This is a genomic window from Neobacillus niacini, from assembly GCF_031457145.1.
Classification (GTDB): Bacteria; Bacillota; Bacilli; order Bacillales; family Cytobacillaceae; genus Neobacillus; species Neobacillus niacini_J.
In genome coordinates, this window is record NZ_JAVDVZ010000002.1 from 728,173 (window position 1) to 750,244 (window position 22,072).

Consider the following 22,072-nt stretch of genomic DNA (forward strand, 5'->3'; position numbering starts at 1 on the left):
TGATTCATCAAAATTTGAAATGAGGTGTCTGTCAAAGACATTTTACCTTTCAAACACGTAGCTTCTAAACGTTTCTAATAAGGGGATGGTTGTTTTGCACAAGTTGCCTGGTAACCATTTAGAGTTCAAATAACACCAGCTGTTTATTAAAATAAACGGAAAAATGAGGTGTTTACTGCAGATTATCATCCGTTTTTATAAGTTGAAAAACATATAAAAACTTTCATAGGGGATGGTCAGCTTGAACAATGATTACTCTTTATAAAATAACACTAAATTGTCAAATGAGGTGTTTATCAAAGGTAATTCCCGAATGAACGTATAGTTTGAAGCAATTCCCCTTCGAGAGGGCAGGATTCCATGCGGATCCTGTCTCTTTCTTTTTTATTAACATTTTATATGGTAAAATACGGATAAAAATAATAAAGGGGTTGTCTTTAAAATGAGTGATTGTATCTTTTGTAAAATTGTTAATGGGGATATTCCAGCAGCAAAAGTATTTGAAAATGAATATGTCTTTGCCTTTCTAGATATAAGTCAGGTTACAAAAGGACATACATTGGTCATACCGAAAGTACATAAAGAAAATTTGTTTGAACTTACTCCAGATATTGCTAAAAATCTTTTCGAATCTGTACCGGCAATCGCCAAAGCATTAAAAAAGGAATATCAGCCGCTCGGATTAAACTTAGTGAATAACAATGGAGAGGCAGCTGGGCAAACCGTTTATCATTTCCATATCCATTTAATTCCACGTTATGGGCAAGGCGATGGGTTCGGAGCCGTTTGGAAAACAAATACGAGCGATTATTCACAACAATTACTAAAAGAGATGGCAGAAAATATTAATAAGCATTTGTAAGGTTTGTTGAATTATCTGAAAATTATTTCTTTATTATCTTCGTATACTTGTGCTATAATGATAACAAGTTTTTCGCTGTAGGCAATTAGGGCACTACAGGAGGAACAAATAGCTAAGTTTAGCAGAGGAGAGATGAGAAATGAATACAAAGAATCTAGTAGTCCTATCACTTTTGGCGGGAATTGGTGTAGTTTTGCACACGGTAATGCCAGCCTTCCTAACCATTAAACCAGATATGATGCTGGCAATGATGTTTTTAGGGATTATTCTTATTCCAGAAATTAAAAGTGTTATGCTTTTATCGATTGTTACTGGAGGATTATCTGCGCTAACAACTGGATTTCCTGGCGGACAACTTCCTAATATTATTGATAAGCCTATCACTGCCTTAATCTTTTTTGGTTTATTTTTGGCATTAAAGCAATACCGAAATTCTATTATAAGTGTAGGTGTCTTAACTGCCATTGGGACGTTAGTTTCAGGCTCTCTATTTTTAGGAGCAGCACATTTCATTGTTGGCTTACCAAGTTCTTTCGCCGTATTATTTGCTGCTGGCGTTCTACCTGCGATTGCACTAAATACAATTGTTATGGTTATTTTGTATCCAGTTGCTATTTCAATCGCAAAAAGAACGAAGTCGTCATCATCGATCGTCATTTCAAAATAAGAAACAGAAAAGAACCTCAGTTAGGTTCTTTTCTTCTATAATCCGTAGTATAAAGGATTAAAAGCTTGATAGCGCAATCGACAAAAGTAAAAATATTACTCCGCCCCCAGCTAATACAGAAGCTCGTTTTCTTAAAACTTGTTTAGGTGGATAAAATCCTGGTCTTTTTAAAGTTAGAATATTCCAAATAGCACCCACAAAGAGCAATACACTTAACAAAAAAAGAAAGGTTATCACACTTTTCATATACTACCCCCTATTGAAGACCCAAAGTCGCTACTACAATTTATATGATATAGTGTCCATCCATATGTTTTTTCATATTGAATATTCAAAAAGTTGGAATTATTAAGGAAAAAAAAGTAAAATAATTAAAGAAATATATTTTACAAGTAGAAAATATCATAATTTCTAAAAATTTTGTGAATTTACATCTTTATTAATTTTTATTTTATTGGCATAATGTTAATAGAGAAATAAAAAAGTAGGTGAAAATGGGGATGTCGGAGAAACAGTATTCAATGAAAGAAGCAATGCTATTCAGCCAACGGATTGCACAATTAAGTAAAGCTTTGTGGAAATCAATCGAGAAAGATTGGCAGCAATGGATTAAGCCTTATGATTTAAATATTAATGAACATCATATCCTTTGGATTGCATACCATTTAAATGGGGCCTCTATTTCGGATGTGGCAAAGTTTGGAGTCATGCATGTCTCAACAGCGTTTAATTTTTCGAAAAAGTTAGAAGAAAGAGGTTTGCTAACATTTTCAAAGAAAGAAAACGACAAGCGGAATACGTATATTCAACTCACATCAGAAGGTGAGGATATCTTTCTTCGAATAATGGAATCCTATCATCCAACTGGCAATGCTGCATATACAGGTGCCTTGCCATTAAGAGATTTATATGGGAAGTTTCCCGATATTATTGAAATGATGGCAATTGTTCGTAATATTTATGGTGATGATTTCATGGAAATCTTTGAGCGTTCTTTTCATAATATTGAAACAGAATTTAACGAAGACGAGGGAAAACTTAAGAAGTCAAAGAAAACAGAACAAGAACTCTCTTAGTCATTTAGACATTTAGTAAACTCAGTAAAAAGAGGTTCGTAAAGGTGTTGTTTTAAACATGCTTGAACTACTTCCTTCACATCAAGTTCTGCTGGTAAAGAATTTAAAAACTCAATGAAAAGCGGATGAAAATGGATAAATCCTTCCGCTTTTTGTTTTTCCATTTTTTTGTTCAGCTCCTCACAAATCTCATTAAACGCCTGCACTTCCTGTTCTGTAATACCCTTCTCTATTACCAATCTATAAAATTCAAGATTAGGGGCAGCTAACATTTTTAAAAGCAGTCTTTGATGATATTCAAGAAGTTTCACTCTAGATTGTAATTCAACAATTTTATCCATTAACTTTTTGCCTCCCGACACAGCTTGTACATTACCTTACGTTCATTATTTACCTTTTTGAACTAAAGATAAACCTTTTTCTTAAATAGTTTTGCGTCCTTACAACTTACAAATAATAATAAATATTCATTTACTACTTTTCTACCATTCCTTTTAACTATCTTTTTTAGCGAATTTTTGATAATGTAATAAACATATAAACGAACATCAGGGAGGGAATCGATGATGATCTCCGTATTTATTGTTTTGGCCATCTTTATTTTGTTCTATGTTAACAAAATGACTAATTCCCTTTGTATTCAAAAGGATATTCCAGAGGAACGTCAGCATAAAGTATTTCGCACAATAAATATATTAGTCACAATATTACTGATTTCATCCTATGTAGAAATTCTGTATACATAAATTTGACTTCATGTAACTTTGTCGTGTAACAAAAAATAGAAGCGATGAGGATGTTCTCATCGCTTTTAATTTGTTTTCAGGCTATAGCCAAGAAGCCCCAATAATTATTAGCAAGATGAAAAGGACTACAATTAACGCAAATCCTCCACCATGAAATCCAGATGTTCCAGACACACAATTCTCCCCTTCCTTAAATGGTCAAGCTGTTGTCTGCATCAGGTGTTACCCTTTAATTAACAAAACCAAGATGCTCCAACAATAATCAATAGAATGAATAGGACTACAATCAATGCAAATCCGTGTCCGTGTCCACCACTCATCGTAATACCTCCTTTATTATTTACTACGATATTCTATTCAAGCTGTATTCATTTCGACTAGGCGCATACCTTAATTTCTTAGGAAAATTCTTTTTGGGTAATAATCCAATGAGAACAAGCATTATAGTCAATGGGCAGCTGAACAGGTTTTACTTTTTTCTTACATGTTATCGTATGTACGAATTTCGAATTAGCGTTAGGTAAATGCCCAGAATTCCATAAACAAATACGCAGAAATTTTTTGCAGTGGTTGCCATTTATGTTATAGTATACTTTGTGGACAAGAACCCACAAGAAATTACTGTTAGGAGAGGTTCCTCATGAAAAAATGGATGTTAGCCCTTACATTAGCTGGCGGGGTTTTTGCCTTAAGTGCGTGTAATCAGAGCGGCGGTTCTACTGTGGCAGAAAGCAAGGCAGGAGATATTACACAGGATGAACTTTATGAAGCAATGAAGGAAAAGGTGGGTGCACAAGCATTACAACAGCTTGTTTATGAAAAAGTCCTTTCCGAGAAATACGAAGTAACAGATAAAGAATTGGATGCCAAGGTTGCTGAATTAAAAGAGCAATTAGGAGAAAATTTTGAAGCTGCTCTTGCGCAATACGGCTACGCAAATGAAGAAGACTTTAAAAAAACGATGAAACTCGGTATGCTGCAAGAAAAAGCTGCCATGAAGTCAATCAAAGTAACGGATAAAGAAGTAAAGGAATACTACGATAACTATAAGCCAGAAATAAAGGCTCGTCATATTCTTGTTGCGGATGAAAAAACAGCATTAGAAGTGAAGCAAAAGCTTGATGCTGGCGAAAAATTCGAAGATGTTAGTAATACTTACTCTACGGATGAAGCGGCTAAAGCAGCTGGTGGTGACTTAGGTTGGTTTGGTCCTGGAGCAATGGATCCAGCTTTTGAAGAGGCTGCATATGCACTTAAAAAGGATGAAATTAGTGCCCCTGTTAAGTCATCATTTGGATATCATATTATTCAAGTAACGGACAAAAAAGAGAAGAAGTCATTTGAAGAAATGAAAGAACAAATGGAAAAAGAATTAAAATCTTCAAAATTAACCAATGAGAAAGTCAATGAAATCATGCAGAAGGAAATTAAAGATGCTGATGTAAAAATAAGTGACAAAGACTTAAAGAACGCACTTAACCCTGCTCCTGCTGCAGCACAATAAGAATAGAAATAAGCAAAAAATATAGAAGGGACTAATGAGTCCCTTCTTTTTTATTCTGCCGTAACTCTTTCTCCTTCACGTCTTTCTTTTTCTTCCTCAAGCCTTGTTAAATATATTTCTCCTTCTTTTTCGATATTTTCCATTTCTAACAAACGTTCTTCCCTGCCTGTTTTGATTGCCATTAACGCACTAATAACAATACCAACCACAACTGCGTATACCCAAATAGGAATAGTCATTTACATTTGCTCCCTTCAACAGTGGTTGTCCACTTTTTTATACAACATATTCGAAATATAGATAAATATTCATATTGACGTACAAAAAAAATAACCCCGCAGGATTATTTTTTATTTATGGAAAATTGGTTTATAGAATGATCGGCTATCTAAGGCATATACCCGTTCAGTAAATTCACCAGGTTTCACCCTTTCTAACGCACGATCGAGCATATTCATTTTTGCATCAAGATTATCGATATAATGAAGAATTTCTGCCTCTTTAATGAGCGGTGGCTTAGGACTGCCCCACTCCGCTTTTCCATGATGACTTAAAACAAGGTGCTGGAGAATTAATACCTCTTCACCAGATATTCCGAGCTCTTCAGCCGCTTTCCCTATCTCATTTACCATAATCGTAATGTGACCAAGCAAATTTCCTTCAACCGTATAAACAGTTGAAATTGGACCCGATAATTCTACCACTTTTCCCATATCATGCAGAATCACACCTGCATAGAGTAAGTCTTTATCGAGACTTGGGTAAAGGGTAGCAATAGACTTTGCTAGATCGAGCATACTGACAACGTGGTAAACTAAGCCTGAGACAAATTCATGATGATTCTTCGTTGCGGCCGGATACTCAATAAATGCCTTCTGGTGCTTTTTCAATAAATGGCGAGTAATTCTTTGGATGTTTGGATTTTTCATATCAAAAATATATTGTGTCAGTGTGCTAGTCATGTCTTCTTGACTTAATGGTGCCGTCTCAAGAAAATCCTCCAATTTAACAGCGTCACTTGGTCCTGTTCTCCGAATCTGTCTAATCTTCAATTGGCTTTTACCGCGATAATTATGGGTATCCCCGATAATCTTTACGATTTTTTGTGCTGTATAATTCTTTTCATCCTCTTCATTGGCGTCCCATAGTTTCGCTTCTATTTCTCCACTTTGATCTTGTAGGATAAGTGTTAAAAATGGCTTTCCATTACTGGCGATCCCTTTTGTGGCACTTTTTATAAGTAAATACAAATCCACCTGTACGCCTGTATCATAATCTAGAATCCCTTTATTCATTTCTCTCTCTCCTTCCTAATAGTAAAAGTATAACATTCTCTATGAAATTACTTCGACATTACCTTTATGAAGATGTTGAACATTTTCCGGTTGAAAATATGGAAGCATATGTGTGTGGCAAGTGAAAAATAAAATTTGATTACATTTTAACGTTGTTAAAAGTTCCATCACCTTTTTGGTACGGCCCGCGTCAAAGTTTACAAAGCTATCATCAATTATAATCGGAAAGCGGTATTTTTCGTACAGTGTAGTGGCAAGCGCCAATCTAATAGAAACGTATACTTGCTCTGTAGTTGCTTGACTTAACTCATTGGCTTCAAATAAAGTATGGTCACTTCTTTCAATAAGAAAACCAGTTCCTGACTTTTGCAAATGTATACGCTGATATTGTTTCTTCGTAAGAAAGGAAAGGTATTCCTCCGCCTTAGCAAGCATTCTCGGTAAATGAGTGTTTTTGTACTTCTCAATCGTTTGTGATAAGATGTCCTGTGCTAAACAATAAACTGACCATTCTTTGGCAGCTTCTTCTAACTCAAACATTTTCTGTTTGAAGTAGTGTAGCAGCTCAGAGTATGATCCTCCCTCTTCAAGAATCTGAATCTGGTAGTTCGTTGCCGCTTTTTCTTCCTGTAATTCAATTAATTTAGAGGATAGGGTTTTTATTTTATCATTAAATTGGCTTATTTGTTCATCCACATTATGGATATGTAACAATCTTTCTTGCTCGATTTCATGTAGGAATGAGTATTGTAACTGTTTTTTTATATCTGCAAGCCTTTCGACTAGCTTGATTTTCTTTTCAACCTTATTACCAAGCTCATAGAAAGTCTCTTCATTTACTACATCTGCCTCTTCAAAGAGCTTTTTCCTTTCAGAGATTAGATGTGCTTGTTCCTGCTTCATTTGACTAAGGTCTGCCTCTAAATCATCAAGCTTTCCTTGCTTTTCTTGACTCTTAATAAACTTTCCATGTTCTTCCTTTAGTTTGTCGCGCAGTAAATAGGCTGTTTTTGATAAATCATTGCCTTGATCTACTAAGTATTCTTTTGAGTAAAATGAAATTCTATCCGTAATCTTTGACTGTTCAAGTTTGATATTTTCCAATCTTGCGAGTAAATGCCTTTTTTCTCTTCCTACTTGTTTATATTGTTCAATTAGCTGAAATGCTTCAAGGAGAAAGGAGTTTGCAATGTATTCAGGGATGTTAAGCTCACTGCACAGTTTCACTAGTCGTTCTTTATTTTCAGATTCTTCGCTTTCCCACTCTTCAAATTTTCTAATTACTTTTTCGTATTGTATTTGCTGTTGTTCGAGCTTTACTTTTAATAGCTGCAGCTGCTCTTTTAGGCGATTATCCTGTTCCAATTTTTCTTGAATGGCAGAGATGTTACTATTTTTATAGGACTCGAGTTTTTGTACTAACTTTTTTTCTTTTTCTAACAACTGATTTATTGTCTGATTGATTTCAGATCCATTTAAATGGCTACGGTTATTACCAAGAAAAACAACAATGAGGACGCTGCCTAATACACCAATAAATACTAGAACCCATTGCTGGCTATATATTCCATAAAGGGACAGGATCAGCAAAATCGCTCCAATTGTAATAAATTGCATTTGTTTTTGCTTATTTATCTTAGCAGATGCTTTTCTGTCCTGCTCACTAGAATGTTGATAATACTCGACCTTGTCCCGGACTGCTGTTAATTCAAATTCAATTTTTCCTTTTTCACTCTCGTCATTAACTAACTTTTCAAGCCTTGCTCTTTCTTGAGCTGAAATCACTTTTGTTTCCACAGTGTGGACTTTTTCTTCAATGTCTTCAAGAGAGTTTTGTTCTTCACGAAATTTCTCCTCAAGCTCCTGTTTTACTTCTAAAAGCTTTTGCTTTTTCCGTGATACCTGCTCCACTTGATTTTTCATATAAATATTCGTATTAATGGTAAAGATTTCTTCTTCATTCAAAGGTAAGTGTAGTCGTTCGTTAAGAATCGAGATTTTTTCTTCTAGATCAACTAATTTTAATTCACTTTGTTGTTTTTCTAGAAGCAACTGTTCGTAAATGGGAATCTGGTCTATAGCTGCAAGAAGCTGAGTCTCATCTTCAAGAATTCGTCTTTTTGGCTGGATAGAGGCTATTTCTTTCTTTAATTGAGCAATTCTGTCCATTAAACTAGAAATCTGGGCATTATACGGATAGATTAGCTGATTTAACTTTTCTAATCGCTCAATACCTCTAGCAGGAAATGGATCCTCCCCTAACAACTCAATTTCAGTACTTATCCATCTTTCCTCTTTAACTAGTGAATGGATTTTTTGCCATTCATTTAATTTTTCTACCTCATTTTTTACTTCCTGGAGTGAATAACTAATATTCTTTATTTCATTATAGATTCTTTCTTTATCCGTAGATAACTTCTCGTATTCTTGATTTTTGGCTGCGGCTTTTTTTAGTTCGCTACTAAGTTCGTGAACGGCTTTTAGTTTTTCATTTACCACCGGCTTCCTGCCACTAGGTTTAAAACGAGCCTCTAATTCCTTCTGAAGCTCAACCTCTGTCTTTGCTAACGTTTCCGTTCCGAGTGTACCAGTAGAAAATAAAAATCTGCCCAGTTCTTCCCCCTTCATTTGGTGGATATTTTGCAGACCATGTATATTAAATGAAAAAATGGCTTGAAACAACCCTTTATCCATATTTCCGAGCAGTTGTTTAAGCAGCTCCTCATCACCTATCGTTCCATCCTCAAGTGAGACTGTAACAACTCCCGCTGCCTTCCCTCTTACTCTCTCTATAGATACAAGTCCATGCCCATCAAAGAATACTCTAAGCTTACCTCCATAACTTGACCCATTTTTGGGCTCATAGCGAAGTTCCGAAGATTGCTTTGTTGGGAATCCAAATAATATGCCATGAATAAATGCCATTATTGTTGATTTTCCTGCTTCATTTTCACCATAGAACACTTGAAAATCGGATAGATCCTTTATTTCTATATTATTTAAATGCCCAAAACCATATATTTGTATTTCTTGGATTTTCAACCAATCATCTCCCTTCTTCTATTAAGGCTCTTTTCTTAAACTTTGTTACTTTTAGAACAATCTTTAGGAAAACAGCCTTTATTGATACAACAACCCTATTAATAGTTTTTCAGCCTTTTCCAATAATTCGTTCTGCTCGCTTGCTGTTAAACCTTTTAAATATTTTCTAGCCATTTGATGTTCGTATAATGGTCCGATTGCAGTCTCTAAATTCTGATAGTCATCAATAGTTGCAAAAAGTTCTCCATAAAAATCCGCTTCATTTATGAGATGTTTTCTATCAAGCTGCAGGTTATTCTGCACGATTAAATCAACAATCCATACAAATGATTCTTCAGCCTTTTCATAGTCTAAGAGCAATTCAAGCAGTTCTGAATCTAAGATCTTTTTTTCATGAATATCCACCAATTGTACATTTTTTAGATTCAAGGTAAGCAGAGTTCCAAGACTAGCTTTACGCAAACGTTCAATTGTAACTTGGCATAATTGAAGGATTTCTTGAAAATTATCTGCGGCAGCCGCATCAACAGACACTTCTTCCCAGACTACGTCGGATGTTTCTATAAATTCTGTATTGGCTTCTAAATCGTTCAAGCTAACATGATAACATCCTTTTACCCCTATTTCCTTCTTATTCCTGCCTTGAAGGTTTCCTGGGTAGATAATAGGGGGATTTTCAGATAATATTGTTCGTTTATGAATATGCCCTAAAGCCCAATAATCAAATTGTTTTCCATAAAGATCCTTAATGGAGAAAGGCGCGTAATTATCATGGTCCGTTCCACCACCTTCATTCCCATGAAGTATGCCGATATGAAAATCTGCTGGCTCAATTTTTTGATAGTCATCAATCCGTTTATCAAGGATATGTCGCTGTAAGTAGCTGAAGCCATATAAATGGACCTTTTCACCACGTTTTGTATGTAATTCTTTCACCTCGACATCACTGCCAAAAAAATGAACATTTGAAGGCATTTCTAGGTGAACCCATGAGCCGTTTAAATGATCATGGTTCCCATGTATGACATAAACCGGAATATCCTTCTGTAAAAGCTTTTGCATTTCATTACGGAAGCGCGATTGAGCACGTAAGCTTCTGTCTTCCCCATCATATAAATCCCCTGCTAGGATTACAAAATCAACGTTGCGGTCAATAGCTGCTGCTGTAAGCTTTTCTAAAGCTGTGAACGTACTCTTTCTCACTCTTGAAAGGATGTCAGCAGGCAAATGCTTTAACCCAACCATAGGACTGTCTAAATGGAGGTCTGCAGCATGTATAAAAGATATCTGTTTCATCATTACGCTCCTTTCAATGAGTTTTCCTTTATTGTAACATCTCCAAAAACCGAATGCACGTTCTGAATAAAATGAAAAAGAAGACTTTGCCATTTTTGGCAAAGTCTTTTGCTTTTATTCCTTTTTTGTTAATTGTAGGGCCTTTTTAATATCCTTAAAGGAATTAGACTTACCGTACATAAGTACCCCGCCTCGGTAAACACGGGCACCAAAGATGGCAAGGAAAGCGATTGTTCCCAATAGGATGGCTATACCTAATGCTGCCTCCCAAACTGGAATCGTCAGCATACCTACACGTAGAAACATAATCATTGGTGTAAAGAACGGTATATAGGAGGTTATAACAATGAATGGTGAATCAGGCTTACCTAGACCAAACATAGCTATCATAAATCCTGCTACAACAAGTAATGTCATAGGTGTAATCATTTGTTGTACATCCTCAATCCTGCTGACTAAAGAACCTAAAAAGGCAGCGAGGGTTGCATAGAGAAAATAGCCAAGAATAAAAAATATTACAGCATAAGCAATAGTTGATATCGGGATATTTCCAAATCCAAAGGCGTCAAAAAAGCCACCCTCTAAAGAAGACAAATTCCGTTTAATGGAGAAATAACCTACTGATAGTAAGAGTGCGAGTTGTGTTAAGCTTAAAAGCCCAATACCAAGTATTTTGGCAAACATCTGCTTAATCGGTGAAACACTTGATATTAAGATTTCCATCACCCTTGAAGACTTTTCAGTAGCCACTTCCATGGCAATCATATTGGCATACATAATAACGGCAAAGTAGATGATAAAGAGCAGGACATAAACTAGTCCCCTCGCTTGATTTAATTCTTCTTCGGTCTTTGCATTCTCTTCAAGGGCAATTTTCTCAAATGAAACAGGTTCATACAGCTGTTGAAGCTGGTCCGGTGTTAGATTAATTTGTGAAGCTGCAAGCATCGTTTTTAATTGCTGCAGACCTGTCTGAAGATCAGAATAAAGGGACGAATCAGCTACGCTCATTGCCTTATATGTGGCTTCAGGCAGTTGTTTTTCATCAAATCGCAGCAGCACGATTCCTGCATATTCTCCCTTTTCTACAGCATCATCAGCCTCCTGTTCTGAGCCATCAAATGCTGTCAATTGAAGGTCTTTATTTAATACACTCATTTGCTCTTTAAGCGGTTCATATAGCTGTCCTGTTTCATCTAACACAGCGACCTTTTCTTTACCGCCACTTTTATCAAAGACTTCGATAATATTATTCATGTTGGTTAACGCTAATGTAATTACTATTGTCAACGCAGTAGTAATTAGGAATGATTTCGTCTTAAATTTATTTAAATATGTGTGGAATAAAATAATCCAAAACTTATTCATAGGAATCACCTACTTTCTCGATAAAAATATCATTTAAAGAAGGCTCTTCTAAAGCGAATTTTCTGATGAATCCTTTATTTACAATATCTTTAAGGATTTTCTCAGCAACATATTCTCCGTCGATCTGAAGGTGAATCCCCTCCATGGTCGACCTAGCCTTACTAACACCAGGATAATTTTTCAGCAAATCCAATGGAAAATCAGCATGAATAACAAGGTTCTTTTTACCAAAGGCTCGTTTAATTTCTCTTAAAGAACCATGTACAACCGGACTTCCTTTATGCATTATACAAACGTGCTCACACATTTCTTCAACGTGGTGCATCTGATGGCTTGAAAAGACGATGGTTGTTCCATTCTCCTTTAGGGAAAGGACAGCGTCTTTTAGCATTTCAACGTTAACTGGGTCAAGCCCGCTGAATGGCTCGTCAAGAATTAATAATTTGGGTTTATGTATCACTGCAGCAATGAATTGAATCTTTTGTTGGTTTCCCTTTGAAAGCTCTTCTACTTTTTTATTCTCATATTCAGGAACTTTAAATCTTTCAAGCCAATATTTCAACTCAGAAAGTGCTTCACTTTTTGCCATTCCTCTTAATCGGGCAAGGTAGACAACTTGATCGCTGACCTTTAATTTTGGGTAAAGACCTCTTTCCTCAGGCAGGTAGCCCACTAAATGGCTTGTTGAGTAATTGATTGGCATGTCATCCCAAGTAATTCGTCCATCACTTGCATCCAGCAGCCCTAATATCATTCGAAAAGTCGTCGTTTTCCCAGCACCGTTTGCTCCTAAAAAGCCAAACATTTCTTTTTCAGGTATAACGATGGATAAATCCTTAACAGCCGTAAATTCGCCGAATCGTTTTGTTACATGTTCAAGTTTTAAAACCATACAAATTCCCCCTCACGAATTACCTACGGATATCATTGTAAAAAGTTTCACTTTCCAAATATCAAGAATTGTGCAAATATTATAGTATTAATAGTCCATTAAGGAGGTTATAGGATGAAAACCTACAAACTAACAGCGTTTGAAGCAAACGGAGAAAAAATAGTAGATGAAGCTTTTCAGGCTGAACATGATGATGCAGCAAAAGAAACAGCAGAAAAACTTTTATCAGAGAAGAATTTACTAGATAAAACACATCGCTGCACCTCTCCAAGCGGCAAGCTATTGCTATTTCATTCTTAATTTGAGAGCAGAAAAAAGAAGCAAAATATGCTTCTTTTTTCTAACATTATCTCCCGATAAACTTAGGTGCTCTCTTTTCAATAAACGCCCTAATTCCTTCTTGGTGGTCAAACGTTCGGCGCATATTTAATTGTCCATGTTTTTCTAGTTCTAATAGTTTAAGAAGTTGCGGTCTATTCATATCCGCTAATATTTTCTTTGTTTTGATCATAGCCTGCACCGGGCGGCTCAGCCAATCAGATATTCTGGCTTCAACCGTATCTTGTAGGTTACTATCGGCAACCTCCTGAATCAACCCCATCTCAAAGGCTTCCTGTGCATTCATCATTTTTCCGTCCCAAATTAACTGCTTTGCCTTAATTTCTCCCAACCTTTTTTCTAAAAAGAAGTGGGAACCCCCATCTGGTATTAAACCAATTCCTATAAAATTCATTGCTAGTTTACTGGTATTATCAGCTATAATGTGATCTGTAGCCAACGCAAGGCTGAAACCAAGACCAGCAGCTGCACCGGTTACCGCGCTGATTGTTAATTTTGGAATACTATAAAGAGTAATCATTAATTCACTAATATGATCCATGACTGGGAAGAAATCGGCCTCATTCAGTTCAGAAAGCATTGTTTTTATATCACCGCCTGCAGAGAATGCTCTGCCACTACCCGTCAAAACTACAACATCAATATCATCCGATTCAGCTATTTCTTTAAAACTACAGACTAATCCCCTTATCATGTCCACATCGAGTGCATTTAATGTTTCAGGTCTATTCATTTCCACCGTCGCAACCCGGCCGTTCACTCTTACCTTTACTTTATCCGTTACAAAATTAATGGTCACCCCAAACGCCTCCCATAATCTTTATTCACATCCATTATAGCTTGAAATAAACTATTAAAGAATAAATTTTCATAATTTATGGAATTTTCACTATCAAAACTTTTGAAACTTGTATACGACAAAAAGGCTAAAGAGAATTCTCTTTAGCCTTGGACAAAGTGCATGTCAAATTGTCCTATGACGAAGTGCAATTAACTTAAAAACCGTTTTTTAGATGATGTCTTCTTTTATTACTTTTTAATAATATTCATTTTTCTTAAAAACTCAATTGGCTGTTGTTTTCTAAAGTGTTCTTTAACCATATAAGCAACTCCGTGCTCATTTTTTGATCTGGTTACCCAATCAGCCGCTCTTTTTACTTCAAATTCGGCATTCCACATTGCCACACCTAAACCTGCAGCCTGAATCGCTGGAATATCATCTAATCCATCTCCAATTACAACCATTTCCTTTAACTGGATACCTAGTTGACTGCCAAGAAAGGCTAGACCCTTTAACTTTGATACACCCTCGGGAACAATATCTAACCGTAAACGATCTAGTTGAATGGTTTCAATTTCAGTGAACATCTTTTCAATTGCCTTTTTAGCATCCTGAAGATCATTTTCATCTTCAAAATAAACCTCAATTTTCGGTGGAGTAACTGGTTGATCATGTAAGTATTCACTAAGCGAAGAAACAAATTGCTGCGAATAAAAAACTGGATCCCCCGATGTAAAAATGGTTTTCTCTAACAGATTGTTGTTTAACTTTAACCTATTAGCTAAAGAAAATTGCTCATGTACTAACCTTATTTGACACGGCATTCCTTCTAGGAAACGGATAGTATCATACGTGATATTCTCATTAATTCTTTGGACAAAATTTTGTTTATCTTGAATATTTGCAATATAGCCACCTTGATGAGTAATCAGTGGTTTTTTTATTTTCAATGCCCTTGCAACCTTCTTGGCTGAGGGAAAACTTCGTGATGTCATTAGAGTAACATAAATCCCTTTTTGTTGAACATAATCAATGGCTTCCTTTGTTGACTTATGAATTTTCCCATTACTTTGTAATAGAGTTCCATCAATATTTAATGCAAGCAAACGATAAATCATGACGTGAGCCCCCTGTTCTTGGTGAAGTTACCCTTATAACACTTTTATGATTTTTTCACCACTAATAGAACAAGGGCATTGGAAAAGAAAAAACTTCCGGATTCAACCGAAAGCTTTTTGTTATCTATGACATGTTTCCGTATAGTTCCTCTAAAGGCTTCATAATAAGTTGGTTTAACTCCCCAATGATCATGCTCATCCGCTGTTCCGCCTGCATCAGTTGGGATATTTTTTCGTTCTGTTGGACTAGAGCCACCGTGGCTTGTGCCTGTTGGACTTCCTGTTCAGATATATCCTGCCCCATCATTTGTTTTTGTTGTAAATTCATTTGGATTTGGCGAAAGTTATCAAACATATTTTTTGCTGCTGGATCTGCATTTACTTCATTATACATTTGTTGTAATTGTTTATATTCATCACTTTGACGAATAGCTTTTTCTAAGGCATAAGCTGCATCATATAAATTAACGGCCATCAATCTCACTCCTCTTTAGTAAATAATCCTAATAACTATAACAAACTATGTTCGTAAATGCGAGAATGTTCAATGAAGTGGCATTTATGAATAATCACCAACCATTGGGCGATTACATACGATACCATATCAACTAATGCTATTTTCAACATATATTTGCCAATAAATGAGGAGTGTCTATGCCCCCTATTACGATTGTTCCTATGAAATCAACTAACAGGACAGACCTTTTTGTTCAGATGTCATCACACATCTTTAAACAGTTGCAGCTTGAAACAAAAGATATAAAGATTTCTATAGGAAAGAAAATGGTGAAAGTAAAAATACAAACTGTGGGAATGCCTTCTAATGAGATGCATTTCCCCGAGTATTTATTCCAGTATTTTTGTTTACCTATACAGCCCTATAAATTTTTTGCCATATATAAAAAAGAAATTCACTCGCTTTTTTTGGGTCCAATCATTGGTCTGGTTACCGATTTCAAGTATAAAGAAAAGGAAGAACCAAATTTCCGTTCCATTCACAGCTTTTGTGAAGAACTTCATCATGGTATAGCAGAGAATGGAGGCTTCTTATATGTTTTTTCCTATCCAGAATTTTCAGTTCAGGGATATTATTTTGAAGATGGAATATGGAAGCCGGCAGAACTCCCCCTTCCTGACGTTATTTATAATCGTATCCATTCCCGAAGACTAGAATTTGGTAAGGAGTACCAATTCTTTCGACAATTGCTCTCTGATTTAAGTATTCCTATTTTTAACGATCGCTTTCTATCTAAATGGGAGGTCCATGAGCACTTAATTCATGAAAATCATCTTCATTCTTATATTCCTGAAACAAATATCTTCACAAAGGATAATCTAGCCGTTTTTTTACAAAAATATGAAACTATTTTTATTAAACCTGTACATGGAAGTCAAGGAAGAAACATTTTCAAAATTATAAAGGAAAATAACCAATTTCATTTGAAATCCTCCATTAAATCACAATCGGCTGACATTCAAATCGAACTACCTGCTATGGAGCTTTATCAGCAGATAAAACCATTATTGAACAATAGAATCTATATTATCCAGCAGGGGATTCCCCTACTGACCTATCAAAGTAGAGGAATGGACTACCGAGTATTATGTCATAAAAATCATCAGAACATCTGGATTGTTACCTCTGTGGTGGCTAGAATTTCTGCAGAAGATGAGTTTGTATCCAATATTGCCCGGGGCGGGGAAGTGATGACTCCCATTAGTGCACTAAGAGATATCATGAGTATCAGTGATGCAAAGCGGCTTATTTCCCAAATAAAAGAACTAGCCATTGAAACGGCTCTGATCATTGATAGGAATTCGCCTGGAATAACCGGAGAACTTGGAATCGATATCGGCATCGACACAGATTGTAATCCTTGGCTAATTGAAGTGAATTCAAAACCATCAAAAAGATTTGAGGATGGTCAAATGAAGCTAAGACCTTCTGCTAAAGCAATCATTCAGTTTTGCACAAAGCTTGCAATAGATTCAACCTCAGAAATGGAGGATTCATAGATGATAACGTTTGGAATTATGACCTTAAATTTTGAAAGTGAGGCCTCCTATATTCATGAAATAGCCTCCCGCAGTCATTCTTGTGGTTTGGAGTGTTATCACTTTCTTCCTTCTGCTATTAATCCACTTACGAAACAAGTCATGGGGAGACATTTTGACGCAAAGAAACAGTGCTGGGTTGACGAGGAATTCCCCATCCCTCCCCTCATCTATGATCGCTGTTTTTATGGAGATGATGAACATTCAAAGCAATGTATCCCCATTGTTTCTTGGTTAAAAAGCAGAGAAGATATTACCTTCTTAGGCTTTGGACTGCCCAATAAACTCGAATTATATGAAACATTAAGTAAATCTAGATTATCTCCTTATTTACCTCGTTCACAAGTAATAAAGGATTGCTCAGATGTTATAAAGGCCTTAAAAAGTCAGAGAAGAATCATTATTAAACCAATAAATGGCTCTCAAGGGTTTGGAATCTATTATTTAAAGAAAAATGAAAAAACCATCCATGTCAAAACAGAAAAAAACAAGAAAATTATCTCAAGAATTTTTCCAAATGAGTCAAAGTTATTTCAATGGCTCCAACCGTTAATCAACTATCGACCTTATTTGCTTCAGCCCTATCTAGAGCTTTCTAATACTTCTTCTCAGCCTTTTGATATTAGAATTCTGCTGCAGAAAGATGAGCAAGGTCTTTGGCTTGAGCGTGGAAAGGGAATCCGCATAGGAAATACTGGAGGGTTACTTTCAAACTTGAGCGCAGGAGGTTCGGTCATTGATTTTCCCTCCTGGTCATCCACTTTATCTTTAGCCACCAAAGAATATATTGGTAATGAATTACATTTTATAACAAACAATCTACCACACATACTCGAAAGGGAAATATTACCATTATTTGAAATTGGTATCGATATCGGAATGGCCAAGAATGGAGCCCTTTGGATTCTCGATGTTAATTCAAAGCCAGGAAGAAAAGTCATATTAAAAACACAGCCAGACTTGCAGGAAACCTTATTCCTTGCCCCACTTCTTTATGGAAATTACCTTATTCATGCTGAAAATAAAGAAAGGAAGAGCTACAATGAGAAAACGTTATACCATTGAAATTGCTGAAACTAGCAAATTAATTGTTTATTGTCCTCAAGAGCTCTTGCAGGATAAGGTACTAAAAAGAATTGCCTTTGGATCAAAAGCGATTGAGGTTGACTTTATCCCACACCCTAAGAGTAGAGATAGCATAGTGATTGGCAAAGAAATTCAAAAACTACTTCTCTTTCCTGACTTTGCAATAAGATTGCATGTATTTGTTGAAGAACATGTTCTCAATATCGGACCACTTGTTGGAATATTTACTGCAGGGTTCACTCCCTTCCCACTTCGTCCGATTGGTGATAGAACTAACTTTTTTTCTAAACTGTTGTCGGTAAAATCAAAAGTAGGAGCGATTCCTTTTGTTTTTGGTGAACAACATATTAACTGGGATAATGGTACGATTAACGGGTATTTTTATCATAATCACAATTGGCAGACCATAGAGGTGCCATTTCCTCATGTTATCTATGATCGACTGCCAAATCGTAAAAGTGAAAGAAACCCCAAGCTAGCAGAAGTTAGGGAAAGATTACAAAAGGACTATCTTATTCCCTGGTACAATCCCGGCTTTTTCAGTAAGCTGGATGTTTATGAAAGATTACAGCAGGATAATTCAGTTGCCATTTATCTTCCGGAGACCCATTCCTTTACATCCTTTTCACTGATTGAAGACATGCTTTCAAAATATGGTCATATCTATCTAAAACCAATAAACGGCAGCCTAGGGCTAGGTATTCACCAAATTTTATATGATAAAATTCAAACTGAATATTACTGCCGCTATCAAGACCGTGATGGTGTGAATCGTTTAAGAAAATTTTCGTCGCTAGAAGGATTGTTCCAAACTGTTCTTGCTCAGCGTAATTTAGACAAAATGATTGTTCAGCAGGGAATCCACTTATTGAGACATGAACAGAGGCCTATTGATTTTCGTATCCACACCAATAAAGATGCAACTGGTCAATGGCATGTCACAGCAATGGCTGCGAAAATAGCAGGGCTAGGCAGCGTAACTACGCATGCTCGGAGCGGTGGAGTAATAAAAACAGTTTCAGAAATTTTTCAAAAGGAAGAATGTCAGCTTTTTACGGAAAAACTCAAAAATGCTGCACTCCAATTAAGTAACAGCATCGCAAACAACATGGAAGGTTTTATTGCGGAGATTGGATTTGATTTAGGGATTGATAAACATGGCGATGTTTGGTTATTTGAAGCAAATTCAAAACCGGGCAGATCGATTTTCAACCACCCAGAGCTAAAGGATTTTGATCAACTTACCTGTAAGCTATCAATGGCTTTTGCAGTTTTTTTGACTGAACAATCTATCCTGTATCCTGAGGATGTTATCCAATGGTAGATTTTTGGAGCAAAGGGGATATCCCAGTTATCGGAATTTTGACTGCACGAAAAAAGGATGGCTCGATTGCCGGAAATGGCCCTCTTTTTATTGAATTACAAAAAAAGCTTATTTCACTTAATGGAATAAGCTTTATCTTTACACTAGAAGGAGTTCATAATAATTTTATCGAGGGGTTTTCTTTTAATCCAGAAAAAAATCTATGGGAAAAGATAAAGGCTCCTTACCCCAATCTCGTATATAACCGAATTCCCTTCCGAAAAGCTGAAGATGAAATAAAAGGCACTGAATTCTTTTCTACCTTAAAAAATAAAAACATTCCCTTTTTCAATCCAGGGTTTATTGATAAATATGAGCTATATGACCTCTTTAAAAGCCACCCCATTCTTCATTCTTATATGCCTGCTACGATCCCAGCCTTTCAAAAACAAATACTTTGGTCTTTCCTAAATAAATTCGAAAGTATTTACTTAAAGCCTGCTCAGTCAGCAAGAGGAAATGGGATTTTCAAATTAGTTCTAGATTCACAAAAACAAGTACATCTAAAGGGATTAAAGAAAAGTGACGAGTTGTTAACCTTTGACCATTTCTGGATGGAGTATGAAAACGTTTTGAAGAAAAAAAACTATTTAGCTCAGGAAGAAATAAAGCCTAGCCTATATGATGGCAAACGATTTGACTTCCGCATTCTAGCTCATGCCGAAAATGACCATTATATTGTTACAGGAGTTGGAATCCGACAATCTCAGAAGCAGGATCTAACCACCCATATACCTACAGGGGGGAGGATGCTGCCATATGACCTTTTTCAGACTGAGAATCACGACCAATTTATTCAAACCATTGTCGAACAAATTGGTAAAGCACTATCAGATCAGTTTGGTTTTTTCGGTGAATTTTCAATTGATGTAGGAATCAGTCAATCAGGGCAGTACTATATTTTTGAGGTAAACTCAAAACCAATGAGTTTTGATGAAAATGAAATAGAAGCAAGAAAAATTGAGCATCTCTGCCGATTATTCCTACAGCTCACTGGAAATAAGATTGACTAAAAATTAACTGGAATGTTACCATTTTTTCTCGTAAGCTAGAAGTAATAATTAGCCTATAAGGGAGAAGAAAATCATGCTGACACACTTTCAATTTAAGCCTTTATTCGAGAATAAGAATATTCCGGGCTGGAATTTTTCGTTCTACTTTAAAAAACAACGATATTCAGGTATATATCATCAATCTGGAAAAATTGAATGGACTGCTAACACTCCTGAACAGGATGATATTGATGTCTTAACCAGTCAAATTCACGAACTTATGCTTTATCATGTTTATGAATAATGAATCACCTTAATTCCACAAACTAACTAGAGAAAGACATGGAAAGGGATTGGTAGTTGTGGAAAATGGAAAAGATGTTCAAGTGAAAAAAGACTTATTGTACGAAGGTAAAGACAAAGCCTACCTAGATATTGACCGAATGATAAATGAAGGAATGTCCGGCGGTTCTGTTCATTCCCGACATGATTCAACGAATATTGAAGAAGCACGAGATCTTATTGAAGAGGAACCCCCTTACACAACTGAATGAGATTCGAAAGACTAATTCTTGAGATTATCAGGAGTTAGTCTTTTTTATTTCATACATGATATAATTATTGCATTATTTCTAAAATTACTTAAATGGAGAAATTGACCTTGCTAAAAAAAATCATGTCCTTATACGAAGATTCAGTCCTATTTTCTGAACCGCCACTACATATTTCTAATCAATTTTACATATTTAACGACCAATCTGAGAAGGAATGGCTTGCTATTCCAAAAACAAAGCTAACAGAAAAAGAGTTAAACCTTCTGCAAGTACTTTACCAACAGGTGAACATCCCATCTAAGCCATTAGGTAAATGGTATGAATTTTTAATGTTAAATGGACCATTGCCAACAACAAGTACTGAAAGTAATTTTCGTATCATTCAGTTTCATATTAAAGGAAATGAGGTAGTGCAAGACGAAATTGAATCAGCTCTAAGAGGCTTCTTTTCAGATGAAGTCCAATATTTCTGGGAAGATAGTCATAATGGATGTGTTATTGAAGAAAAAAAACAAATATCTCTAACTGAAAGTGAGTTAGGTTCTATTTCTGATACGTTAGAAAGTGACTTTTATGTTAAGGTTTCTTTTTATATAGGCAAACTTTACCCATATTCCAATCAATTGCGAAACCAGTTCCGACAAGAAAAAGAGTATTTTCAATTCGCAAAGAATCACCTTCCAGGTTCAAATATTGTCTCTTTTGAAAAAGTCTTTCCGCCATTTGTGGCTGCCAATCTACCTGAACATGTTAAAGAGAAGGTATACAAGGATTTTTCTGATGTATTTTTGGAAGACCCTGAGTTGTATGGAACCATTAAGGTTTTTCTTGAAAATAATTTAAATGCAAGTATGACAGCTAAAAAATTATATATTCACCGGAATACCCTTCAATATCGAATAGACAAATTCATTGATAAAACTGGAGTTCAATTAAAGGACTTTTATGGAGCATTTACTGTATTTTTATCCTGTTTATTATTCCAACATGACAATCTGCACAAATAATAAGTTGGGAACTTTGTGCAGTGTGTCCA

The 22,072-nt window shown here is 35.8% G+C and carries 26 protein-coding genes; 13 read left to right on the plus strand and 13 right to left on the minus strand.

Going from position 1 to position 22,072, the window contains the following annotated elements; all coding sequences use genetic code 11:
• Positions 1-442 precede the first annotated feature (442 nt).
• Both J2Y03_RS08390 and J2Y03_RS08395 read left to right on the plus strand, forming a co-directional pair.
• The gene (locus J2Y03_RS08390) at positions 443-862 is read left to right on the plus strand and encodes an HIT family protein (RefSeq protein WP_310192789.1); all 420 of its coding nucleotides are present in this window, start codon (positions 443-445) and stop codon (positions 860-862) included.
• A gap of 139 nt (positions 863-1,001) precedes the next feature.
• Positions 1,002-1,529 (plus strand): tryptophan transporter, encoded by a 528-nt coding sequence (locus J2Y03_RS08395; RefSeq protein WP_132085414.1) that lies wholly within the window; start codon positions 1,002-1,004, stop codon positions 1,527-1,529.
• 57 nt (positions 1,530-1,586) lie between these two features.
• On the opposite strand, the gene J2Y03_RS08400 is transcribed toward J2Y03_RS08395, so the two are convergent.
• On the minus strand, positions 1,587-1,775 hold the full coding sequence (locus J2Y03_RS08400; protein WP_132085413.1) for a hypothetical protein: 189 nt from the start codon (positions 1,773-1,775) through the stop codon (positions 1,587-1,589).
• A gap of 254 nt (positions 1,776-2,029) precedes the next feature.
• Between J2Y03_RS08400 and J2Y03_RS08405 the strand changes: the two genes are divergently transcribed.
• On the plus strand, positions 2,030-2,605 hold the full coding sequence (locus J2Y03_RS08405) for an HTH-type transcriptional regulator Hpr (protein ID WP_132085412.1): 576 nt from the start codon (positions 2,030-2,032) through the stop codon (positions 2,603-2,605).
• Here J2Y03_RS08405 and J2Y03_RS08410 read toward each other — a convergent pair.
• The gene (locus tag J2Y03_RS08410) at positions 2,602-2,946 is read right to left on the minus strand and encodes a DUF1878 family protein (RefSeq protein WP_132085411.1); all 345 of its coding nucleotides are present in this window, start codon (positions 2,944-2,946) and stop codon (positions 2,602-2,604) included. The genes J2Y03_RS08405 and J2Y03_RS08410 overlap by 4 nt on opposite strands.
• Positions 2,947-3,171: 225 nt before the next feature.
• On the opposite strand from J2Y03_RS08410, the gene J2Y03_RS08415 reads away from it, so the two are divergent.
• A complete protein-coding gene (locus tag J2Y03_RS08415) occupies positions 3,172-3,351 on the plus strand; it encodes a hypothetical protein (protein ID WP_132086305.1) in 180 nt (59 codons plus the stop codon).
• A gap of 81 nt (positions 3,352-3,432) precedes the next feature.
• On the opposite strand, the gene J2Y03_RS08420 is transcribed toward J2Y03_RS08415, so the two are convergent.
• A complete protein-coding gene (locus tag J2Y03_RS08420) occupies positions 3,433-3,525 on the minus strand; it encodes a YjcZ family sporulation protein (protein ID WP_132086303.1) in 93 nt (30 codons plus the stop codon).
• A 59-nt stretch (positions 3,526-3,584) separates the two neighbouring features.
• Complete coding sequence (locus J2Y03_RS08425) at positions 3,585-3,671, minus strand: YjcZ family sporulation protein (protein WP_132086302.1); 87 nt, start codon at positions 3,669-3,671, stop codon at positions 3,585-3,587.
• Positions 3,672-3,991: 320 nt separating this feature from the next.
• On the opposite strand from J2Y03_RS08425, the gene J2Y03_RS08430 reads away from it, so the two are divergent.
• Complete coding sequence (locus tag J2Y03_RS08430; protein ID WP_310192796.1) at positions 3,992-4,855, plus strand: peptidylprolyl isomerase; 864 nt, start codon at positions 3,992-3,994, stop codon at positions 4,853-4,855.
• Positions 4,856-4,905: 50 nt separating this feature from the next.
• On the opposite strand, the gene J2Y03_RS08435 is transcribed toward J2Y03_RS08430, so the two are convergent.
• The 6 genes from J2Y03_RS08435 to J2Y03_RS08460 form a co-directional block, all read right to left on the minus strand.
• The gene (locus J2Y03_RS08435; RefSeq protein WP_132085409.1) at positions 4,906-5,094 is read right to left on the minus strand and encodes a sporulation YhaL family protein; all 189 of its coding nucleotides are present in this window, start codon (positions 5,092-5,094) and stop codon (positions 4,906-4,908) included.
• Between the two features lie 111 nt (positions 5,095-5,205).
• Positions 5,206-6,150 (minus strand): 3'-5' exoribonuclease YhaM, encoded by a 945-nt coding sequence (gene yhaM / locus J2Y03_RS08440; protein ID WP_132085408.1) that lies wholly within the window; start codon positions 6,148-6,150, stop codon positions 5,206-5,208.
• 39 nt (positions 6,151-6,189) lie between these two features.
• The gene (locus tag J2Y03_RS08445; protein ID WP_310192800.1) at positions 6,190-9,192 is read right to left on the minus strand and encodes an ATP-binding protein; all 3,003 of its coding nucleotides are present in this window, start codon (positions 9,190-9,192) and stop codon (positions 6,190-6,192) included.
• A 78-nt stretch (positions 9,193-9,270) separates the two neighbouring features.
• Positions 9,271-10,488 (minus strand): metallophosphoesterase family protein, encoded by a 1,218-nt coding sequence (locus J2Y03_RS08450; RefSeq protein WP_310192803.1) that lies wholly within the window; start codon positions 10,486-10,488, stop codon positions 9,271-9,273.
• Between the two features lie 114 nt (positions 10,489-10,602).
• Entirely contained in the window at positions 10,603-11,856 is a 1,254-nt protein-coding gene (locus J2Y03_RS08455) for an ABC transporter permease (RefSeq protein WP_310192806.1), read from the minus strand.
• The gene (locus J2Y03_RS08460) at positions 11,849-12,748 is read right to left on the minus strand and encodes an ABC transporter ATP-binding protein (protein ID WP_132085404.1); all 900 of its coding nucleotides are present in this window, start codon (positions 12,746-12,748) and stop codon (positions 11,849-11,851) included. The genes J2Y03_RS08455 and J2Y03_RS08460 overlap by 8 nt, the downstream gene beginning before the upstream one ends.
• Before the next feature lie 114 nt (positions 12,749-12,862).
• Here J2Y03_RS08460 and J2Y03_RS08465 point away from each other — a divergent pair, with 114 nt between their 5' ends.
• Entirely contained in the window at positions 12,863-13,048 is a 186-nt protein-coding gene (locus J2Y03_RS08465; RefSeq protein ID WP_310192810.1) for a YhzD family protein, read from the plus strand.
• A 46-nt stretch (positions 13,049-13,094) separates the two neighbouring features.
• Here the strand turns inward: J2Y03_RS08465 and J2Y03_RS08470 are convergent, their stop codons facing one another.
• The 3 genes from J2Y03_RS08470 to J2Y03_RS08480 all read right to left on the minus strand — a co-directional run bounded on the left by J2Y03_RS08470 (position 13,095) and on the right by J2Y03_RS08480 (position 15,461).
• Positions 13,095-13,886, minus strand: a complete 792-nt coding sequence (locus J2Y03_RS08470) for an enoyl-CoA hydratase (protein WP_310192813.1) — start codon at positions 13,884-13,886, stop codon at positions 13,095-13,097.
• Between the two features lie 230 nt (positions 13,887-14,116).
• Positions 14,117-14,986 (minus strand): Cof-type HAD-IIB family hydrolase, encoded by an 870-nt coding sequence (locus J2Y03_RS08475; RefSeq protein ID WP_310192815.1) that lies wholly within the window; start codon positions 14,984-14,986, stop codon positions 14,117-14,119.
• 124 nt (positions 14,987-15,110) lie between these two features.
• Positions 15,111-15,461, minus strand: a complete 351-nt coding sequence (locus J2Y03_RS08480; RefSeq protein ID WP_310192818.1) for a YlbF/YmcA family competence regulator — start codon at positions 15,459-15,461, stop codon at positions 15,111-15,113.
• Between the two features lie 203 nt (positions 15,462-15,664).
• On the opposite strand from J2Y03_RS08480, the gene J2Y03_RS08485 reads away from it, so the two are divergent.
• The 7 genes from J2Y03_RS08485 (at position 15,665) to J2Y03_RS08515 (ending at position 22,043) form a co-directional block, all read left to right on the plus strand.
• A complete protein-coding gene (locus J2Y03_RS08485) occupies positions 15,665-17,002 on the plus strand; it encodes a YheC/YheD family endospore coat-associated protein (RefSeq protein ID WP_310192821.1) in 1,338 nt (445 codons plus the stop codon).
• Positions 17,003-18,106, plus strand: a complete 1,104-nt coding sequence (locus tag J2Y03_RS08490) for a YheC/YheD family endospore coat-associated protein (RefSeq protein ID WP_310192823.1) — start codon at positions 17,003-17,005, stop codon at positions 18,104-18,106.
• The gene (locus tag J2Y03_RS08495; RefSeq protein WP_310192826.1) at positions 18,084-19,451 is read left to right on the plus strand and encodes a YheC/YheD family endospore coat-associated protein; all 1,368 of its coding nucleotides are present in this window, start codon (positions 18,084-18,086) and stop codon (positions 19,449-19,451) included. The genes J2Y03_RS08490 and J2Y03_RS08495 overlap by 23 nt, the downstream gene beginning before the upstream one ends.
• A complete protein-coding gene (locus tag J2Y03_RS08500; RefSeq protein WP_310192829.1) occupies positions 19,445-20,503 on the plus strand; it encodes a YheC/YheD family endospore coat-associated protein in 1,059 nt (352 codons plus the stop codon). Before J2Y03_RS08495 ends, J2Y03_RS08500 begins: the two co-directional genes overlap by 7 nt.
• 73 nt (positions 20,504-20,576) lie before the next feature.
• Positions 20,577-20,786, plus strand: a complete 210-nt coding sequence (locus J2Y03_RS08505) for a YheE family protein (RefSeq protein ID WP_310192832.1) — start codon at positions 20,577-20,579, stop codon at positions 20,784-20,786.
• A 58-nt stretch (positions 20,787-20,844) separates the two neighbouring features.
• The gene (locus tag J2Y03_RS08510; RefSeq protein ID WP_132085394.1) at positions 20,845-21,036 is read left to right on the plus strand and encodes a hypothetical protein; all 192 of its coding nucleotides are present in this window, start codon (positions 20,845-20,847) and stop codon (positions 21,034-21,036) included.
• Between the two features lie 107 nt (positions 21,037-21,143).
• Entirely contained in the window at positions 21,144-22,043 is a 900-nt protein-coding gene (locus J2Y03_RS08515) for a PucR family transcriptional regulator (RefSeq protein WP_310192835.1), read from the plus strand.
• Positions 22,044-22,072: the final 29 nt, after the last annotated feature.

Coding starts and splice junctions, on each gene's coding strand:
- J2Y03_RS08390 (WP_310192789.1), top strand. CDS start 443: ATGAGTGATTGTATCTTTTGTAAAATTGTTAATGGGGATATTCCAGCA.
- J2Y03_RS08395 (WP_132085414.1), top strand. CDS start 1,002: ATGAATACAAAGAATCTAGTAGTCCTATCACTTTTGGCGGGAATTGGT.
- J2Y03_RS08400 (WP_132085413.1), bottom strand. CDS start 1,775: ATGAAAAGTGTGATAACCTTTCTTTTTTTGTTAAGTGTATTGCTCTTT.
- J2Y03_RS08405 (WP_132085412.1), top strand. CDS start 2,030: ATGTCGGAGAAACAGTATTCAATGAAAGAAGCAATGCTATTCAGCCAA.
- J2Y03_RS08410 (WP_132085411.1), bottom strand. CDS start 2,946: ATGGATAAAATTGTTGAATTACAATCTAGAGTGAAACTTCTTGAATAT.
- J2Y03_RS08415 (WP_132086305.1), top strand. CDS start 3,172: ATGATCTCCGTATTTATTGTTTTGGCCATCTTTATTTTGTTCTATGTT.
- J2Y03_RS08425 (WP_132086302.1), bottom strand. CDS start 3,671: ATGAGTGGTGGACACGGACACGGATTTGCATTGATTGTAGTCCTATTC.
- J2Y03_RS08430 (WP_310192796.1), top strand. CDS start 3,992: ATGAAAAAATGGATGTTAGCCCTTACATTAGCTGGCGGGGTTTTTGCC.
- J2Y03_RS08435 (WP_132085409.1), bottom strand. CDS start 5,094: ATGACTATTCCTATTTGGGTATACGCAGTTGTGGTTGGTATTGTTATT.
- yhaM (WP_132085408.1), bottom strand. CDS start 6,150: ATGAATAAAGGGATTCTAGATTATGATACAGGCGTACAGGTGGATTTG.
- J2Y03_RS08450 (WP_310192803.1), bottom strand. CDS start 10,488: ATGAAACAGATATCTTTTATACATGCTGCAGACCTCCATTTAGACAGT.
- J2Y03_RS08455 (WP_310192806.1), bottom strand. CDS start 11,856: ATGAATAAGTTTTGGATTATTTTATTCCACACATATTTAAATAAATTT.
- J2Y03_RS08460 (WP_132085404.1), bottom strand. CDS start 12,748: ATGGTTTTAAAACTTGAACATGTAACAAAACGATTCGGCGAATTTACG.
- J2Y03_RS08465 (WP_310192810.1), top strand. CDS start 12,863: ATGAAAACCTACAAACTAACAGCGTTTGAAGCAAACGGAGAAAAAATA.
- J2Y03_RS08475 (WP_310192815.1), bottom strand. CDS start 14,986: ATGATTTATCGTTTGCTTGCATTAAATATTGATGGAACTCTATTACAA.
- J2Y03_RS08480 (WP_310192818.1), bottom strand. CDS start 15,461: ATGGCCGTTAATTTATATGATGCAGCTTATGCCTTAGAAAAAGCTATT.
- J2Y03_RS08485 (WP_310192821.1), top strand. CDS start 15,665: ATGAAATCAACTAACAGGACAGACCTTTTTGTTCAGATGTCATCACAC.
- J2Y03_RS08490 (WP_310192823.1), top strand. CDS start 17,003: ATGATAACGTTTGGAATTATGACCTTAAATTTTGAAAGTGAGGCCTCC.
- J2Y03_RS08495 (WP_310192826.1), top strand. CDS start 18,084: ATGAGAAAACGTTATACCATTGAAATTGCTGAAACTAGCAAATTAATT.
- J2Y03_RS08500 (WP_310192829.1), top strand. CDS start 19,445: ATGGTAGATTTTTGGAGCAAAGGGGATATCCCAGTTATCGGAATTTTG.
- J2Y03_RS08505 (WP_310192832.1), top strand. CDS start 20,577: ATGCTGACACACTTTCAATTTAAGCCTTTATTCGAGAATAAGAATATT.